Here is an 18,586-nt window from a genome sequence, read left to right on the forward strand (position 1 = left end):
GCTTGCCTTGGTCAGTTTTGATTGAATTTAAGGCTGTATTTTTTGTGCGTTGAATTTAATTTAAACGCAAATTTTTTATTTATAGATTGTGATTTTCTGAGTCTTCCCATTTTTTCCCACACATTTCAAAAACTTCTTTGAAAGCCTCATTATTTCTGGATTTAAGGATATGTTCCCCCCCTTATCTTGCTTGACAAAAAGGCTTGTCAAGCCCTAGACTTGTCAATTGTGGTAGAATGTGGGTTAAAGTGGATCAAATTGGATCAAAATGTACATTTCTTACTCGTTGAGGTGGTTTAGCTATGTTCCGCGGCGCGAACTTAATAAGCCTTGACGACAAAGGGCGTTTTTCGATACCTGTGAAGTATCGCCAACCGCTGCTGTCTGAAGAAATGGGGACAGTGATTTGTACCATTGCGATTAACGAACCTTGCCTTTGGGTGTATCCACTTTCTGAATGGCAAGATATTGAAGCTCGTTTACACAAGTTGTCGAATACTAATCCACGAGTAAGACGATGGCAGCGCATGTTGTTAGGACATGCGACAGAGTATCAATTGGACAAAAATGGCCGAATTTTGTTGGCCCCATCTTTGCGCAATTATGCCAACCTTGGGAAAAAGCTCATGTTGGTTGGCCTATTAAATAAGTTTGAGATCTGGGATGAAGCTCGCTGGAACGAACAAATGCGTCTCGATACAGAGATTGAGCGCAGTGGTGACGTGGAAGAGAGCTCAGATCTTGATGGTTTTTCTTTATAGAGTACAGGTGTAGCTCACAATTATGAGTTCAGAATTAGAACATATCTCGGTGTTAATGAACGAAACGCTCGACGCACTTGAGATAAAGGCAGATGGCATTTATATCGATGGTACTTTTGGTCGAGGTGGCCACTCAGGACAAATTCTGAAGCGCTTGGGCGAAAAAGGTCGTTTGCAAGCAATAGATCAAGATCCTCAGGCGATAAAGGCTGCTGAAAAGTTTGCGCAAGATGAGCGGTTTTCAATCGCACATAATCGCTTTTCAAATATTGCAGAGGTGGCTGAGTCAGCGCAGCTGACAGGCAAGGTGGACGGCATCTTGCTGGATATTGGGGTTTCTTCTCCACAGCTAGACGACGCAGATAGAGGGTTCAGTTTTATGAAAGATGGCCCCCTCGATATGCGCATGAACCCTCAAGCTGGCAGAAGTGCAGCGCAGTGGCTAGCTGAGGCTGAGCTTGAAGACATGGTGCACGTTATCAAGAAATATGGTGAAGAAAAGTTTGCCAGACGCATTGCACATAAAGTGATTGAAACTCGTGAAGTGACTGAAATTACCACGACTAAACAACTTGCGGATCTTATTGATGAAGCCGTGCCGGTCAAAGATAAGCACAAGCACCCTGCAACACGCACCTTTCAAGCCATTAGAATTTATATTAACAGCGAGTTAGAAGAGATCCAAACGGCGCTTTCGGCAGCAATCGATGTTCTTAAGCCAGGTGGTCGACTGGTTGTTATCTCATTTCACTCTTTGGAAGATCGCATTGTTAAACAATTTATTAAGAAGCAAAGTAAAGGAGAGGCTGTTCCACGAGGATTACCTCTTACTGATGAACAACTCAATAAAAACCTAACTCTAAAAGCGATCGGAAAGGCCATCAAACCGAGTAAGGCTGAAATTGAGGCAAATCCCAGATCGCGCAGTTCTGTTTTACGCATTGCAGAGAAGCTCTAAATGGCTAAGTCGACGCAACGCCAACCTCAGCTCTTTTTAGAAATTTGCCAAGTGATCTTGGCGAATAAACTGACGTTTTTGTTGCTCGTAAGTGTCTTCATATCCTCTTTAGTGGTGGTACAAGTAACTCACTCGACACGTCAGCAATTAATTATGCAAGATAAATTATTACAACAAAGAGACGAGTTAGATCTTGAATGGCGTTACTTATTAGTTGAAGAAGAGTTTTATTCACAGCATGCGCGAATTGAAGAAATAGCTAAAGCACAGCTAAAAATGCTGCGTCCAACGAGTAAAGAAGAGCAGGTGATAGAGCTGCCATGAAGACAAGTAACAAACCTTCACAAAATCTAATTGCTTGGCGCTTTATTTTGGTTTGCGTCATGTTGGTATCTGTATTTGTCGCGCTGATTGCAAGAGCTGCTTATTTACAAGTTATAGAGCCTGATAAAGCGCGAGCTGAAAACATGAAGCGCACAGTAAGAATGGAAAAATTACATGTGCAACGTGGGATGATCTTTGATCGCAACGGCAAAGAACTTGCGGTGAGTGTACCTGTGGTAAGCGTATATGTCGATCCGCTCGCATTGGACAAAGCATTAAAATCACGCGTTTTGCGTCAAGCTAGAAAGAATGGTGAGGATCACGTTGCGCTGGCTGATAACGCGTCATTGCTCGCCGAGCGAAAACAGCAGCTCTTTCAAGAACAGGCGCGTTGGCGGGAGCTCTCCGATGTCCTCCAGTTACCTTCAGAGCAGGTCAATAAAAAGTTGCGCGGAAATGCAAAACGAAGGTTTGTTTATTTAAAGCGCCAAGTTACACCTGCAGTGGCAAAATATATAAAACAGATGCGCTTACCAGGTATTCACTTACTGGACGAGTCAAAGCGTTTTTATCCTAGTGGTGAGATTGCGGCACATATTCTCGGTGTCACGAATATTGACGGTATTGGTATTGAAGGCATTGAAAAGCGCTTTGATAAAGCGTTAACAGGCACCGAAGGGCTTAGGACGATTCGAAAAGATGCACAGGGTCGAGAAGTACAAGTATTGTCTGAAGAGGAACGTGTAGAACCGGAAGATATTCACTTGAGTATCGATCTAAGAATTCAGACCATAGCTTATCGAGCGCTTAAATCGGCCGTGCTGACCTATCAGGCAACTTCGGGGTCTGCAATTGTTGTTGATGTGCATACCGGTGAGATTTTGGCAATGGTCAACAGCCCAAGTTTTAATCCTAACGATATGAGTAATGCGGCACCTTATAAACGCCGTAACCGTGCAATTACGGACTTATTTGAACCTGGCTCGACTTTGAAGCCGCTGGCTATACTAGCGGGACTCGATCATGGGGTGATCGAATCTGACGATGTTATTAATACTTTTCCTGGCTGGATGAGGTTAGGGGGCAGTTTAGTCAAAGATACACGAAACCATGGCGAAATGACTCTCAGAGAAATATTGAAAGTCTCAAGCAATATGGGTGTTGCGAAGATCAGTCAACTATTACCAAAAGATTATTTAGTTGGCGTATACCAGAAAGTTGGATTTGGAGAAGACACTGGCACGTTGATGATCGGGGAGAGTTCAGGATTATTCTATCCGAATAGACGTTGGTCAGATTTCGAGATTGCGACGCTGTCATATGGCTATGCGGTTTCGGTCAGTACGGCACAGGTCGCGCGCTTGTATGCCACGTTAGGTGCCGGTGGTATTTCAAGACCTTTGACAATTTTAAAACAAGATGCGCCTCAGCCGGGTAATCGGTTGTTCAAAGAAGAAGATGTGAAAGCCGTTGTTTCGATGATGGAATCAATCTTTGAAAAAGGTGGCACAGCTTCAAGTATCAAAGTAGATGGCTATCGCGCTGCTGGTAAAACTGGTACGTCCAAAAAAGCGGTGGCTGGTGGATATGGCGACGAATATGTGGGTTATTTTGCAGGGGTTGCACCAGCGAGTGATCCTAGGCTTGCAGTTGTAGTCATGGTGAATGAACCAGGCAATGACGTATATTATGGTGGTGATACTGCTGGGCCTGTTTTTGCTGAGATCGTTTCTAATGCGCTAAGAATGTTGAATGTTGCTCCGGATAAAGAACGGGTTGCTTATTTATCGGAGTCAAAAAATGATGCGTGATCTGGCACAAGTATTGGCGAAATTTGACGTTAAAAGTACGCGTATAGAAGTACAAGATCTTCGCTTGGACAGCCGAGAGGTGCGTCATGGCGATTGCTTTATTGCCATCAGTGGTCATCAATTAGATGGACTCAGATTTATCGCCTCAGCAATCGAAAAGGGTGCAGTATGCGTTTTAGTTGATGCAAGTGCAGATGTAACGGACTTTTCGGTTGAAGTAATTAAAGTCCCTAGTTTGAAAAGTAAATTGGCGAGTATTGCTGCCGATTTTTATCAATACCCTAGTCGACACTTAAATGTAGTCGGTGTAACAGGAACTAATGGGAAGTCGACTACGACCGCGATGATCGCCAATTTGGCGACTATATGTGGCAAAGACAGTGCAGTTATTGGGACATTAGGCTTTGGCAGTCCGAAAAAATTAACCCCCTTGAATAATACGACCCCATCTGCGATTGATTTACAACGTATTTTTTCAGAGCTCTTAAATCAGTATCAACAAGTTGCGATGGAGGTGTCTTCTCATGGTATCGTTCAAGGGCGTACAGAGCAGATCGATTTTGATGTCGCAGTTTTTACTAACCTGAGTCGCGATCACTTGGATTACCACGGTGATATGCAGAGCTATGCTGGTGCAAAAAAACGTTTGTTTACTGAGTGTGGTGCTAGACACAAAGTACTCAATTTAGATGATAGCTACGCAAGACAATGGTTAACGGAGTTGCCTCCTAGCGATTGTGTTGTATATGGTGAGCAACCAGAAAGCCACCAGTTTGAAAGTTATGTATTTTTTGACAAGGTTGTTTGTCATCAACACGGTCTCTCATTTCAACTAAATACGTCATGGGGGGAGGTGACAGTCTCCACGCCATTATTTGGTTTGTTCAATTTATATAATTTGTGTGCTGCATTTGCGAGTTTATTAGTCCAAGGATATTGCTTGGACCAATTGCAAGCTGCTGTGAAAAAGATCGAGCCGGTAGATGGCCGTATGCAAGCATTTAAAAACGATGGTAAGCCAACTTGTATCGTTGATTATGCGCATACACCTGAAGCACTGGAACTTGCATTGCAGGCCTTGCAAATGCATGTACCAGGTAAAGTGACATGTGTATTTGGTTGTGGCGGAGACCGTGACGCCGGTAAGCGTCCAATGATGGCCAAAGCAGCAGAGCTATATTCCGATAAAATTATAATTACAAGTGATAACCCCCGCAGCGAAGATCCATTAACAATTATTAATGATATTAAGGCTGGGCTCAGTAATCCAGAGTATGCTGTTGTGCAACCTGATAGAGCAATGGCGATTCGATTCGCTATTGAACACGCAGATGAAGAGAGCGTTGTTCTGATTGCGGGTAAGGGTCATGAAGACTATCAAATTATTGGAAATCAAAAGCTAAGCTTTTGTGATAGAAGCTTAGTTAAAGCAATTTTAGAGGGGGAAAGTGCATGATCAAGATGAATTTTTCTTGGCTTGCAGAAGTACTTGAGGCCCCTTTTAGTGGGCAAGATTTGGCAGTTGCCAATATCAATACAGATACAAGAACAATAACCAACGACGAAGTTTTTCTCGCGTTACAAGGCGCAAACTTTGACGGTCATAAATTTGTGGCCGAAGCAAAGAAAAAAGGCGCTATTGCTGCGATTGTATCTCGACCTGTAGATGTCGACATTGTTCAGTTTGTGGTGCCGGATACGCGACTCGCACTTGGTAGGTTAGGGCAAAAGGTGATTCAACATGTGGCACCTAAAACAGTGGCTATTACTGGCAGTGTCGGTAAGACCACGGTTAAAGAGATGGCGGCAGCGATCCTCTCTAGACGCGGCAAGGTACTGGCAACAAAAGGTAATTTTAATAACGATATCGGTGTGCCACTCACTTTATTACGACTATCAGAAGATGATGAATACGCCGTAATTGAATTGGGCGCTAACCATATTGGTGAGATTGCCTATACCAGTGGCTTAACTAACCCGGATGTTGCTGTGGTCTGTAACGTTGCGCCATCGCACTTAGAAGGGTTTGGCTCTATTGAAGGTATTGGCCAAGCCAAGGGGGAGATATTTGGCGGCCTTAAAGCTGATGGCACTGCGGTTATCAATCAAGATAGCGACTTTGCTGATATGTGGATTGAAAGTTTATCTACCCAATCGACAAAACGATTTTCGATGCAGGCTAAACATGATGTCTGGGCAGAAGATATCAAGTTAGATGATGCCGGCAGGGCCGAATTTGTATTGTGTACTCCTACTTCATCTATGCCGGTCCAGTTGGCCTTACCAGGTAAGCATAATGTGATGAATGCAGTGATTGCTGCGTCGATTACAATGCCATTAGGTGCTTCTTTAGAAGATGTTGCAGTAGCATTACACAATATGGAAGTAGTAAAAGGCCGTGTAAATGTGATTGATGTTTCTCACCGTTTGAGGGTTGTTGATGATACATATAATGCAAATGTACGCTCAGTTAAAGCTGCCATTGAGCTTCTGAAAGAAATGCCTGGTACTCGAATACTGGCTCTTGGAGATATGGCTGAGCTGGGAGATGAGGCGCGAGCATACCATCAAGAGGTTGGAGAGTACGCACGCCAATTAGGGATTGATGCGTTGTTTTCTTTAGGCGTATTAAGCCGCTATGCCAGCGAAGTATTTGAACAGCCTGAGCGTCACTTTTCGGCCCGTGAGCACTTGCTTGAAGCGCTGTTCGAATTTATTAATCTTGAATCTCAAAGGTGCACTGTGTTGATAAAAGGGTCGCGTAGTGCACGTATGGAGCTGTTGGTTTCAGACTTGATAGCTGCCCACAAAAATTCTGTCGATGGGGACCGGTAATGTTAGTTTGGTTAGCAGAGTATTTAACGCAATACTACAGTGGTTTCAATGTCTTTTCATATCTCACCGTACGAGCAATTTTGGGGATCCTCACGGCCCTTTTGATCTCGTTGTATTTTGGTCCAAAATTGATACGAGCTTTACAACGTATGCAAATTGGACAGACTGTCCGAGATGATGGTCCAGAGACTCATCTATCTAAGTCGGGCACACCGACAATGGGTGGCTTGCTTATTTTGGCAGCGATCTTTACCAGCTCTTTAATGTGGGGAGACTTAAGTAATAAATATGTTTGGGTCACCTTGTTTGTGATTGGTTCTTTGGGCGTTGTTGGGTTTGTCGATGACTACCGTAAAGTGATTCGAAAGGACAGCAAGGGTTTGATCGCAAGATGGAAGTACTTTTGGCAATCAGTGATTGCAATCTCTGTTGCCGCCTTTTTGTACTATACAGCGAATTCTGACGCGGAAACCTCTCTGGTTGTGCCGTTTTTCAAAGATGTGCTACCGCAACTTGGGTTGCTCTACCTTGTCATGAGTTATTTTGTGATTGTAGGTACATCCAATGCGGTCAATTTAACTGACGGCCTTGATGGGCTTGCTATTGTGCCAACAATTCTAGTCGCCGCTGCATTGGCAATTATTGCCTATTTGACTGGTAACGTGAACTTCTCAAATTACCTCCATATTCCTCATATACCATTGGCCAGTGAATTGGTTGTTGTGTGCACTGCTATTGTTGGTGCTGGATTAGGGTTCTTATGGTTTAACACCTACCCTGCGCAAGTATTTATGGGCGATGTGGGCTCTTTGGCCTTGGGCGGCGCTTTAGGCATAATTGCTATTTTGGTAAGACAAGAGTTGGTATTAGTGATTATGGGGGGCGTATTCGTGATGGAGGCCCTGTCGGTTATTCTTCAGGTCGGCTCATACAAACTGCGTGGTCAACGTATTTTCAGAATGGCTCCAATACATCACCATTATGAATTAAAAGGCTGGCCTGAACCGCGCGTTATAGTGCGGTTTTGGATAATCTCTTTTATTTTAGTACTTGCTGGATTGGCAACTCTAAAGATCAGGTAAATGAACGATATAGACAAGCTTAAGCAGCAACACATTACAATTCTAGGCCTTGGTGTAACAGGGCTTGGAATTGTGCGTTTTCTAGTACGACATGGTATCACGCCCAAAATTGTTGATACGCGCGCTGTGCCGCCAGGTGCTGAGTGGTTGGCGCATAATGTACCTGAATGTGAGGCCGTATTTGGCCCATTAGCTGAAGCTGCATTAACGAAGACAGATGTCATAATAATTAGTCCTGGTATCCCTCTTTATGATAGGTACGTGGCACAAGCAATAGCGGGTGGGACCGAGGTGATCGGGGATGTTGAACTGTTTGCCCGTTTAAATCACACACCAGTTGTTGCGGTAACTGGTTCAAATGGTAAATCTACGGTAGTAAGTTTGGTGACCGAAGTCTGCATAGAGGCAGGTCTCAAGGTGGGGCTCGGTGGAAATATTGGTACCTCCGCTCTTGATTTACTGGATCAAGACCTTGATTTAATCGTATTAGAGCTATCTAGCTTCCAACTTGAAACGACTCAAAGCTTGAAGTGCACTAGCGCCATGATCCTCAACATTACCGAGGACCATATGGATCGATATCCTGATTTTGATGCCTACTGCGCAGCTAAAAAACGTATCTTTCAACAAACCGATTTACTGGTTTTCAACTGTGACGATGAGCGAACCTACCAAGCACACGAGCGTTCATTGAGTGTGGGACTAAAGAATGCAGACTATTGCATTAAAAATTTTCCTGAAGGCGCATATTTTTGTGCAATGGATGAGGCTTTTCTACCAGTAAACTGTCTCTCTATTCCTGGTAAGCATAACCAGTTCAATGCGTTATCGGTGATGGCTTTATTGAGCCCTTTTGAAATAAGTAAACAGGCATTTGAACAAGGGTTTGCTCGGTTCAGTGGGCTTGCGCATCGCTGCCAATTAATTGCCGACGTCAACGGGATCAAATATTTTAATGATTCAAAAGCGACCAATGTAGGTGCCACAGTTGCAGCACTTGAAAGCCTCGCTGATGATAGCGGTAAAATTGTTTTGATTTTAGGTGGGGATGCGAAAGGTGCAGAAATATCTCCTTTAGTGGCGCCGCTCAAAAAGTACTGTCGCTCCATTTTATGTTTTGGCAAAGATGCAGATTTGTTCGTGCCACTCCATGACAACAGTGTGAAAGTTTCAACGTTGCAAGAGGCTGTTTTAGAGGCAAAAAAACAAGCTATTGCTGGTGATATTGTATTGTTGGCTCCAGCATGCGCTAGCACAGATATGTACCCTAATTATATGATTAGAGGTGATGAGTTCACCAAATTGGTAGGAGAACTCTAATGATAGCGACACTCAATTTAAGAAGTGCCTTTCAATCTAAAAGCTCAGACACTTTGTTTGATTTACCATTGCTGTACGCGATGCTTTGCTTGATCGGTGTAGGCTTTGTGATGGTAACGAGTGCTTCTATGCCAGTTGCTGAACGTCTTTATGACAATCCTTATCATATCATTGTCAGGCACGGCATGTTTCTCATTATGGGGATGGTTTTATTTTGGTTGAGCACGTCTGTGTCAATGATGTGGTGGAAGCGCTTTAATCCATATTTATTACTATTTGGAATGGCAATGCTAGTGCTCGTACTGGTTGTTGGTCGTGAGGTGAATGGCGCGAAACGTTGGATCCCTGTCGGACCAGTAGGCATACAAGCCGCAGAAGTGGCTAAGCTGTTCTTTATCAGCTATATCGCTGGATATTTGGTACGTAAGCGTGAAGAGGTGCAAGAAAATATCAAAGGCTTTGCGAAACCTATCGTGGTCTTTGCTGTATACGCATTTTTGATTCTCATGCAACCGGATTTGGGCACCGTTGTGGTGATTTTTGTAACGACTGTTGGGCTGTTATTTTTGGCTGGCGCAAAGCTGTGGCAGTTTTTTGTGCTGATGCTAACTGGTGTATTTTTAGTTGTGATGTTGATAATCTTCGAGCCCTACCGCATGGCTCGGGTCGTAGGCTTTTTGGAGCCGTGGAAAGATCCTTTTGGTAAAGGTTATCAACTGGTTCAATCTCTAATGGCATACGGTCAGGGCGGTTGGTTTGGCCAAGGCTTGGGCAATAGTGTGCAAAAGTTGCAGTATCTTCCTGAAGCACACAACGATTTTATTTTTGCAGTCATCGCCGAAGAATTAGGGTTTTTGGGTGTGATTTGTGTGCTGTTGATGCTTGGTACGCTCGTTTTCAGAGCCCTAGTTATTGGACAACAAGCTTTAAAATCGAATAAAGAGTATGAAGGTTATCTTGCCCTTGGTATTGGTATCTGGTTCGCTTTTCAAACACTGGTTAATGTTGGCGCGAGTGCTGGTATGTTGCCGACGAAAGGGTTGACTCTGCCGTTTGTATCTTATGGTGGATCCAGTTTATTGGTCATGACCATTGCGGCTGGGTTGTTACAGAGGGTGGACTTTGAAACAAAGATGTCGACTAGGCAAGCAACATCGAGAGGCAGTAAACGATGACAAAAAGAATATTGGTTGCTGCCGGTGGTACTGGTGGACATATTTTTCCCGGTATAGCGGTAGCGCAGCAGCTGAAGGATGCTGGCTGGAAAGTCTCGTGGGTAGGGACGGAAGATAGGATGGAAGCGCAGGTTGTTCCTAAGCATGGCTTTGACATTGATTTTATTACTGTCAAAGGGGTGAGAGGAAACGGGCTTAAAAGGCTTTTGCAAACGCCTTTGATGGTTTTTAAAGCCATATTTGCAGCCAAGAAAATCTTATCCACAAACCGACCAGACGTTGTTTTGACAATGGGAGGGTATGTAACAGGCCCTGTGGGGATTGCCGCTAAGCTGTTAGGTGTACCGCTCATAATTCATGAACAAAATGCGGTTGCTGGTTTAAGTAATAGAATGTTAGCCAAACTAGCCAATCGCGTTTTATGTGCCTTCAAAGGCGCTTTTCCAGAAACCGAGTGTGATGTTGTTGGGAATCCAATCCGAGACTCGGTGACGCAAATACAGCCTAAAGTGGTTGAGGAAAATGTAAATTGTCTCGTTGTAGGTGGTTCATTAGGTGCCAAAGCGCTAAATGAGACCCTCCCAGGCATTTTTAATGCGCTGCATCAGCTTGGGCATCGCAAGTTGTCTATATGGCACCAAAGTGGTAGAGGAAATGAGCAGGCTGTTGCAACCAACTATAGCGACAGTCAATTTACATATAAAGTTGATGAGTTTATCGAAAATATGGACCAAGCCTATGAATGGGCTGATATTATCATTTGTCGAGCTGGGGCGCTAACAGTGAGTGAAGTTGCTGCAGCGGGAAAAATGGCGGTCTTTGTTCCTCTACCTCATGCGGTGGATGATCATCAAACTTTAAACGCGAATGCTTTGGTGAGTGAGGGGGCCGCTCTGTTGATGCCTCAGTCAGAATTAAATGAGTTGAATATGGTGACGCTACTAGAGCCATACTTACGTGAACCAACACGTATTGAAGCAAAGTCACAAAAAGCAAAGCTATGTGCCCAAACATCAGCTACGAATACAGTAGTTGAAATTATTGAAGAAATTACAAGTCAAAGAGAAAATTGTGAAAGAAAATAAATATCGCCGAGCTATGAGACGAATTAACACCATCCACTTTATTGGAATTGGTGGTGCCGGTATGGGCGGTATTGCAGAAGTTTTGGCATATGAAGGTTATCGAATCACAGGCTCTGATATTGCTCAGAACGCGATGACGCAAAGGTTATTGAAAGTTGGCGCGGAAATATTTATTGGCCATGATGCCAACAACGTTAAAGATGCTGATGTTGTGGTTGTATCTAGCGCTATTGATATGACTAACCCAGAAATCATTGCTGCCAAGCAGGCACGCACGCCGGTTGTAAGGCGCGCTGAGATGTTGGCTGAATTGATGCGTTTTAGACATGGTATTGCTGTTGCTGGAACCCACGGAAAAACAACAACAACGAGTTTAGTGGCCAGTATTTTCGCTGAAGCTAAGCTCGACCCGACCTTTATTATCGGTGGTCTGCTTAATAGTGCGGGCAGCAATGCGAAAGTTGGTACAAGCGATGTACTAATCGCAGAAGCAGATGAAAGCGATGCCTCTTTTTTACATCTTCAGCCAATGGCTTCTGTTATTACCAATATTGAAGCTGACCACATGGATACATATGGCGGAGATTTTGAAAAGCTTAAAGATACCTACATAGAATTTATTCACAATTTACCGTTTTATGGTTTAGCTGTGGTGTGTATCGATTCTCCAGTTGTACGTGAGTTGCTTCCGCGCTTTGCAAGGCCGACAATCACATACGGTGAGAGCGAAGATGCGGACTATCGTTTGACTGACTACGTCCAAGAAGTAGGCAGTTGCCGTTTTACGGTGTTACATAAGTCAGGCTCAAGTATAGATATTCAGCTCAATATGCCTGGTAAACACAATGCATTAAACGCGACAGCAGCAATTGCGATAGCCAAGGATCATGAGATCGAAACCATTGCTATTCAAACTGCATTACAGGATTTTGCTGGCATTGGACGTCGCTTCCAGCACTATGGAACGTTTAGCCGTGAAGATAGCAGTGCAATGTTAGTTGACGATTACGGCCATCACCCGTCTGAGGTTGCCGTTACTATTGACGCAGCTAGAGCCGGGTGGCCAGACAAAAGGTTAGTTATGTTGTACCAGCCGCATAGATACACTAGAACAAGAGACCTGTATGAAGAGTTTGTTAAAGTGCTTTCAGAGGTGGACCAGCTCATATTATTAGATGTGTATAGTGCAGGTGAGAGTCCGATTGTTGGTGCGGATAGTAAGGCGCTATGTCGCAGCTTGAGACAACGAGGAGTTGAACCTATTCACGTCGCAGATCATAGCGAGCTATTTAGCGTGCTTGCGGATGTGATCCAAGATAACGATTTAGTGATCACCCAGGGAGCAGGTAACATCGGTCAAATTGTGAAAAAGTTAGCAGCGACGGAGCTATCAACAGAAAAGCTGAGGTCAGAAAGTTTATGAGCAAGTTTGGTAAAGTAGCTGTTTTGTTGGGTGGTAGTTCAGCCGAACGAGAAGTCTCCTTAGCTTCGGGTGAAGCGGTGTTGGACGCTTTGAAACGTGAAGGTGTGAATGCAATTGCCTTTGATCCTGCGCAGCGCAATATATGGGATCTTAAAACCCTAGGAATAGAAAGAGTATTTATCGCCTTGCATGGTCGTGGTGGAGAAGATGGCACTGTGCAAGGGGCTTTGGAATTTATGGGCATTCCTTACACCGGCAGTGGTGTCTTAGGCAGTGCGTTGGCAATGGACAAAATTAGATGTAAGCATTTATTCCAATCGGCCAAATTGAGCACGGCAAAGTATGCTGTTGTTGACAAGCAAAGCGGGTTTGACGCCAAAGCAATTATCAAAGAGTTGGGTTCTGTAATGGTAAAACCCAGTCATGAAGGTTCAAGTGTTGGCATGGCCAGAGCTGATGATGAAGTTACTCTGACTGAAGCGCTTAGTAATGCTTTTAAATTTGATAGCCAGGTGCTTGTCGAACAGTGGATCGAAGGGCGTGAATTTACAGTGGCTGTGCTAGATGGTAAGGCTTTACCTGTCATAGAAATGCGCACTCCACGCGGTTTTTACGACTATGAAGCGAAATATAAAGAAAATACCACCGAGTATATTTGCCCAGCCGATATAAGCTTGGCTTTTGCAGAGCAATTGCAAGTCATGGCGAGTCATGCATTTGAGCTGGTGGGGGCGACGGGGTGGGGCCGCGTCGACGCGATGCAAGATATAAATGGTCAATTTTATTTGCTAGAAGTCAATACAGTGCCTGGGATGACCGAGACGTCATTAGTTCCTAAAGCTGCCAAAGTCGAAGGGATGACATTTGACCAGTTAGTTATTCGTATTTTGGAGCAAACAGTTTAAGATGCGCCAAAATTTGCAAAAAGCCATATTAAACCTTAGGACCTTGAATTGGTCCATAATACTGGGTATGAGCTTTTTCTTGTGTGTTTTATTGGTGTTGTCACGCAGTTTTTACTGGGTGAGTGATTGGCTAGTTGAACATAGGGATGCGCAAATTAAAACGCTAACCGTATTAGGGGAACCGTACTATACCAGTGAGCAGGCAATAGTTGCAGCGATTAGCGAAGCTGATCTGAGAAGCTTCTTTAAACTGGATGTTAAGACGGTTCAGGCTTCAGTAAAGTCTTTGCCGTGGGTTGCATCTGTATCAGTACGCAAGCAATGGCCGGATACGATACAAATTTATGTCACAGAGCACACACCTGTGGCGTTTTGGAACAGCGACTCGTTGCTCAATGAAAGCGGGTTTATTTTCCAAGCGAGTAGCAATAAATTACCAGATGGGTTACCACAACTTTATGGCCCTGAAGGCAGTGAGAAAGAGGCCTGGGAAACGTTTTTACAGCTGAAAGAAATGCTGGCTGTCAACTCATTTGAATTAACCAGCTTGGCTTTGTCTGAGCGGTTTGCTTGGCAACTGTGGTTGAAAAGTGGCATTAAGCTTAATTTAGGTCGAGAAGAAAAAGCAAAAAGAGTGCAACGGTTCATCGATGTGTATCCATTGTTACAGCGCCCAGAAGGGGCCCTGCTCGATGTGATCGATTTGCGATATGATACAGGGCTGGCGGTAAGTTGGAGATACCCCCAGACACAAGAACATAAAGAAAAGAGTAAAGCATGACCAAGTCAGCAGAAAGAAACTTAGTGATAGGGCTAGATGTGGGGACAGCGAAAGTTGTTGCTACAGTGGGTGAGATCACACCGGATAATCAGTTAAGTATTGTTGGCGTTGGCAACCAAGTAGCGCACGGTATGGACAAGGGTGGCGTAAACGACCTTAACTTGGTATCTGACTCGATTAAACGCGCGATTGATGAAGCAGAATTAATGGCTGATTGTCGCATTAGTTCAGTGTACTTAGGCATTTCTGGAAAGCACATCCAATGCCAAAACGAAAGTGGCGTAGTAGCCATTAATAACGCCGAGGTGACAGATGATGACATTGCCAATGTGATCCACATTGCGCGTTCTGTGCCGATCTCTGCAGAGCGGAAGATGCTGCACTCGCTCCCGCAAGAATATAGTATCGACATGCAAGAAGGGATTAAAAACCCGCTCGGCATGAGTGGTGTGAGAATGGAGGCCAAAGCGCATATCATCACCTGCTCTAACGATATGGCAAAAAACATTGAGAAATGTGTTGAGCGTTGCGGGCTTGATGTAGACCAACTTACTTTTACTGCATTAGCTTCGTGTTACTCAGTATTAACTGAAGACGAAAAAGAGCTTGGTGTTGCAGTTGTCGATCTCGGTGGCGGTACGATGGATATCGCAATATACGTGAACGGCGCATTACGCCATACAGCAGTGATTCCAGTAGCTGGTAACCAAGTAACAGGCGATATTGCAAAAATATTTAGAACACCTATCTCACATGCAGAGTCTTTGAAGGTACAATATGCGTTTGCAAGTAGTCAAATGGCCAGTGCGGAGGAGACAATTGAAGTACCAAGTGTAGGTGGTCGCCCTTCAAGAATTATGTCAAGGCATACTTTATCTGAGGTTGTTGAACCCAGATTCAGAGAATTATTTGAACTTGTTCAAGAAGAAATTCGCCGCTCTGGTTTTGAAGACCAAATCGCGGCTGGCGTTGTTTTAACAGGTGGTAGCGCCAAAATGAAAGGGGCTTTGGAAGTGGCTGAAGACATTTTCCAAATGCCAGTAAGGATAGGAAACCCTGTTGGGATCACAGGATTAACTGATTATGTTGATGATCCGGCATATGCAACAGCGGTAGGTTTGTTACAATACGGCCGAACGCTGCAAGCCAAAAATGCACAAAAGGCGAAAGTTGATGCCGAAGAAGGTTGGTGGAGCCGAGTTACTAAATGGTTCCAAGGTGAGTTTTAAAGCTCAAGTCGGAGAGTGAAGATGTTTGATATTATGGAACAACACGGCGAAGAGGCCGTAATTAAAGTAATTGGTGTCGGCGGCGGTGGAGGCAACGCGGTCGAGCACATGGTAAAACAAGAAATAGAAGGTGTGCGCTTTATTGTTGCTAACACAGATGCACAGGCGCTACGAAAGTCGTCAGCAGATGTAACAGTGCAATTAGGCACGCAAATTACTCAGGGTCTAGGCGCGGGTGCAAACCCAGAAGTCGGTAAAAAAGCTGCTGAAGAAGATGTTGAAACGATAAAAGCGAGCCTTGAAGGTGCAGATATGGTTTTCATCGCAGCAGGAATGGGAGGGGGCACTGGTACTGGTGCTGCTCCTGTAGTTGCGCGCGTAGCGAAAGAGCTAGGCATTTTGACTGTGGCTGTTGTGACTCGTCCTTTTGATTTGGAAGGCAAGAAGCGCATGGCAGCTGCTGACCATGGGATTGGTGAATTGTCAGAAATTGTAGACTCACTTATAACAATTCCTAACAACAAGTTACTGAAGGTTTTAGGCAAAGGTACTACATTATTAGATGCCTTCGCTAAAGCAAATGACGTGCTTTACGGCGCAGTACAAGGTATAGCGGAGCTTATCACTCGTTCAGGTTTGATTAACGTCGACTTTGCTGATGTAAGAACTGTGATGTCAGCAATGGGTACTGCCATGATGGGCACAGCAGCAGCATCTGGCCCAGACCGTGCACAAGAAGCGGCAGAAGCTGCTATTTCAAGTCCATTACTTGAAGATGTAGATTTGACTGGTGCAAAAGGTATCTTGGTCAACATTACTGCTGGTATGGATATTACTATCGAAGAATTTGAAGTTGTTGGCAATCATGTGAAAGCGCTCGCTTCGGAAAATGCAACGGTAGTTGTGGGTGCTGTCATAGATCCTGAAATGAGTGATGAACTGAGAGTGACAGTTGTTGCAACGGGACTTGGTGGTGAGCGCAAGCCGCAGTTTGGTATCGTTGACAATGGCCTTCAGGGTTTCTCGGGTCAGGTTAGCACTGGTAAAGGTACAGGTACAAATGGACCTGGTTTTATTAGTGAAGAAACGATTCCAAGCTTTGGTGGTGCAGGCAATAAACCTGTAGAAGCACAAGGCGGCGCCGATACGGGTGCTAGCATCGCTGGAGAACAAGGTGTGAAAACACCAAAAGATTCAGAGAGCGTAGCAAAAGATACTGGTGATAAAGAAAAAGGCGACTACTTTGACATTCCTGCCTTCTTAAGAAAGCAGTCAGATTAATAAGTAGTTAAACCAGAATAAAAAATAGACAATTGGCAGGGTGCGCAATTTGTGATACACTCCGCCGTCTATCTAACTTAAAGTGGGCGAATATATGATTAAACAACGTACAATTGCAGAAGTTGTTAAAGCCACAGGTGTAGGTTTACACAAAGGTGAAAAGGTCACGATCACTCTCCGACCTGCGAGCGCAAATACAGGTGTTGTATTTCGTCGCGTAGATCTAGACCCTGTTGTCGATTTCGAGACAACCCCTGAAGCTGTGGGTGATACGCAATTATGTACTTGTTTAACAAATAAAGATGGTGTTCGCCTATCAACGACAGAGCATTTGATTGCAGCTGTTGCTGCTTTAGGAATAGATAACTTAATTGTTGAGCTTGATAGTGCTGAAGTCCCAATTATGGATGGTAGTGCATTACCATTTATTTATTTGCTTCAGAAAGGCGGCATTGCTGAATTGAATGTTGCTAAACGCTTCATCCGCATTAAAGAAAAAGTGCGTGTTGAAGACGGAGACAAGTGGGCAGAGATAGAGCCTTATGATGGCTTCCATATCGATTTTGAAATTGCCTTTGACCACCCAGCTATCAATGCCAGTCGTCAGCGTATTGGACTAGATATTACTGCTCAAAGTTTCACTCAAGAAATCAGTAGAGCGCGTACTTTTGGCTTTATGAAAGACATTGAGTACATGCATGCTAATAATCTTGCACTAGGTGGAAGTATGGATAATGCGGTAGTACTGGATGATTTTAAGGTTTTGAATCCAAACGGCTTAAGATATAAAGATGAGTTCGTAAAACATAAGATCCTTGATTGCGTCGGCGACCTATTTATGACGGGCCATAACATTCTTGGCAAAGTGACTTGCTATAAATCAGGCCATGGCCTGAATAACAAATTACTGCGCGAAATTATGGCTAATGAAAGTGCTTGGGAGTGGGTCACATTTGATGAGCCGGTAACCATGCCAGCTCCTGGATTAGAAGCTGGTCAACAGCTTGCTACAGTATAAAAAAAATGACGCGGAAGCGTCATTTTTTTTGCTCTGAGTTTTTTCATTCAATTTTTATTGCTTCGATTGTGGCTGGCAAGCTTTAACAGCTTTTCTCTCAACCCTGGCGGAGCATTTTCGGCAAGTTGAGATAATTGGTTGGCGGTTGCTTGACTCAAGCCCGGGTTATTTTTGGGCGCAGAGGAAGGTTCCGTGACTCGTTGTAAACGCTGCTGCGCCTCAGGGTTTGATGTAATTTTAATCTGGCCGCAATCATGTAAACCTGACTGCCTAAACGCAGATAAAATCTCCATTTTTAAATAACCTAACCGAGTCGCTAACGTTGCTGAAGATGCTTCAATATACAAAGTACCTTGTGCATAGTTTGCAACGCGGCATTTCTTACTCAGAATTGGTCCCAACGCTTGCGCTAACGGTGCTTGCAGTGAATTGATGTCCTGTGCTTTTTCGACATAGTTAGACAATTTATCTGACCATTTGGGTGCTAGCTCTGACAAAGGCTTTGGGTTAAATCGATTTTTCGCCATGGCTCACCCTTAAACTCAATGGTTAGTCTCTTAATTTAAATATTCCCCTGCGACAAACGGGGAACTTTACT

General features: G+C 44.2%; 17 protein-coding genes. 16 read left to right on the plus strand and 1 reads right to left on the minus strand.

Annotated elements, in window-relative coordinates:
- The first annotated feature begins 302 nt into the window (after positions 1 to 302).
- From mraZ to lpxC, 16 genes are all read left to right on the plus strand, one after another.
- A complete protein-coding gene (gene mraZ / locus N480_RS20855; protein ID WP_063374371.1) occupies positions 303 to 761 on the plus strand; it encodes a division/cell wall cluster transcriptional repressor MraZ in 459 nt (152 codons plus the stop codon).
- A 22-nt stretch (positions 762 to 783) separates the two neighbouring features.
- The gene (rsmH, locus tag N480_RS20860) at positions 784 to 1,719 is read left to right on the plus strand and encodes a 16S rRNA (cytosine(1402)-N(4))-methyltransferase RsmH (RefSeq protein ID WP_063374372.1); all 936 of its coding nucleotides are present in this window, start codon (positions 784 to 786) and stop codon (positions 1,717 to 1,719) included.
- Entirely contained in the window at positions 1,720 to 2,043 is a 324-nt protein-coding gene (ftsL, locus tag N480_RS20865) for a cell division protein FtsL (RefSeq protein WP_063374373.1), read from the plus strand.
- Positions 2,040 to 3,854 carry a peptidoglycan D,D-transpeptidase FtsI family protein gene (locus N480_RS20870; RefSeq protein ID WP_063374374.1) on the plus strand — a complete coding sequence of 605 codons (1,815 nt, stop codon included), beginning with the start codon at positions 2,040 to 2,042 and terminating at the stop codon, positions 3,852 to 3,854. The genes ftsL and N480_RS20870 overlap by 4 nt, the downstream gene beginning before the upstream one ends.
- Entirely contained in the window at positions 3,847 to 5,310 is a 1,464-nt protein-coding gene (murE, locus tag N480_RS20875; protein WP_063374519.1) for a UDP-N-acetylmuramoyl-L-alanyl-D-glutamate--2,6-diaminopimelate ligase, read from the plus strand. The genes N480_RS20870 and murE overlap by 8 nt, the downstream gene beginning before the upstream one ends.
- On the plus strand, positions 5,307 to 6,689 hold the full coding sequence (locus tag N480_RS20880) for a UDP-N-acetylmuramoyl-tripeptide--D-alanyl-D-alanine ligase (RefSeq protein WP_063374375.1): 1,383 nt from the start codon (positions 5,307 to 5,309) through the stop codon (positions 6,687 to 6,689). Before murE ends, N480_RS20880 begins: the two co-directional genes overlap by 4 nt.
- On the plus strand, positions 6,689 to 7,771 hold the full coding sequence (gene mraY / locus N480_RS20885) for a phospho-N-acetylmuramoyl-pentapeptide-transferase (RefSeq protein WP_063374376.1): 1,083 nt from the start codon (positions 6,689 to 6,691) through the stop codon (positions 7,769 to 7,771). The genes N480_RS20880 and mraY overlap by 1 nt, the downstream gene beginning before the upstream one ends.
- A complete protein-coding gene (gene murD, locus N480_RS20890; protein ID WP_063374377.1) occupies positions 7,772 to 9,091 on the plus strand; it encodes a UDP-N-acetylmuramoyl-L-alanine--D-glutamate ligase in 1,320 nt (439 codons plus the stop codon).
- A complete protein-coding gene (ftsW, locus tag N480_RS20895; RefSeq protein WP_063374378.1) occupies positions 9,091 to 10,266 on the plus strand; it encodes a cell division protein FtsW in 1,176 nt (391 codons plus the stop codon). Before murD ends, ftsW begins: the two co-directional genes overlap by 1 nt.
- Complete coding sequence (gene murG, locus N480_RS20900; protein WP_063374379.1) at positions 10,263 to 11,351, plus strand: undecaprenyldiphospho-muramoylpentapeptide beta-N-acetylglucosaminyltransferase; 1,089 nt, start codon at positions 10,263 to 10,265, stop codon at positions 11,349 to 11,351. Before ftsW ends, murG begins: the two co-directional genes overlap by 4 nt.
- A gap of 13 nt (positions 11,352 to 11,364) precedes the next feature.
- Entirely contained in the window at positions 11,365 to 12,774 is a 1,410-nt protein-coding gene (gene murC / locus N480_RS20905; RefSeq protein WP_063374520.1) for a UDP-N-acetylmuramate--L-alanine ligase, read from the plus strand.
- Entirely contained in the window at positions 12,771 to 13,679 is a 909-nt protein-coding gene (locus N480_RS20910) for a D-alanine--D-alanine ligase (protein ID WP_063374380.1), read from the plus strand. Before murC ends, N480_RS20910 begins: the two co-directional genes overlap by 4 nt.
- A 1-nt stretch (position 13,680) precedes the next feature.
- Positions 13,681 to 14,460, plus strand: a complete 780-nt coding sequence (locus N480_RS20915; RefSeq protein ID WP_063374381.1) for a cell division protein FtsQ/DivIB — start codon at positions 13,681 to 13,683, stop codon at positions 14,458 to 14,460.
- The gene (gene ftsA, locus N480_RS20920) at positions 14,457 to 15,689 is read left to right on the plus strand and encodes a cell division protein FtsA (RefSeq protein ID WP_063374382.1); all 1,233 of its coding nucleotides are present in this window, start codon (positions 14,457 to 14,459) and stop codon (positions 15,687 to 15,689) included. Before N480_RS20915 ends, ftsA begins: the two co-directional genes overlap by 4 nt.
- Positions 15,690 to 15,710: 21 nt before the next feature.
- On the plus strand, positions 15,711 to 16,970 hold the full coding sequence (ftsZ, locus tag N480_RS20925; protein WP_063374383.1) for a cell division protein FtsZ: 1,260 nt from the start codon (positions 15,711 to 15,713) through the stop codon (positions 16,968 to 16,970).
- A 94-nt stretch (positions 16,971 to 17,064) separates the two neighbouring features.
- The gene (gene lpxC / locus N480_RS20930) at positions 17,065 to 17,988 is read left to right on the plus strand and encodes a UDP-3-O-acyl-N-acetylglucosamine deacetylase (RefSeq protein ID WP_063374384.1); all 924 of its coding nucleotides are present in this window, start codon (positions 17,065 to 17,067) and stop codon (positions 17,986 to 17,988) included.
- 47 nt (positions 17,989 to 18,035) lie between these two features.
- Here lpxC and N480_RS20935 read toward each other — a convergent pair whose 3' ends face one another.
- Positions 18,036 to 18,515 (minus strand): DUF721 domain-containing protein, encoded by a 480-nt coding sequence (locus N480_RS20935; RefSeq protein WP_063374385.1) that lies wholly within the window; start codon positions 18,513 to 18,515, stop codon positions 18,036 to 18,038.
- Positions 18,516 to 18,586: the final 71 nt, after the last annotated feature.

The sequence above is a fragment of the Pseudoalteromonas luteoviolacea S2607 genome, from assembly GCF_001625575.1.
Taxonomy (GTDB): Bacteria; Pseudomonadota; Gammaproteobacteria; order Enterobacterales; family Alteromonadaceae; genus Pseudoalteromonas; species Pseudoalteromonas luteoviolacea_E.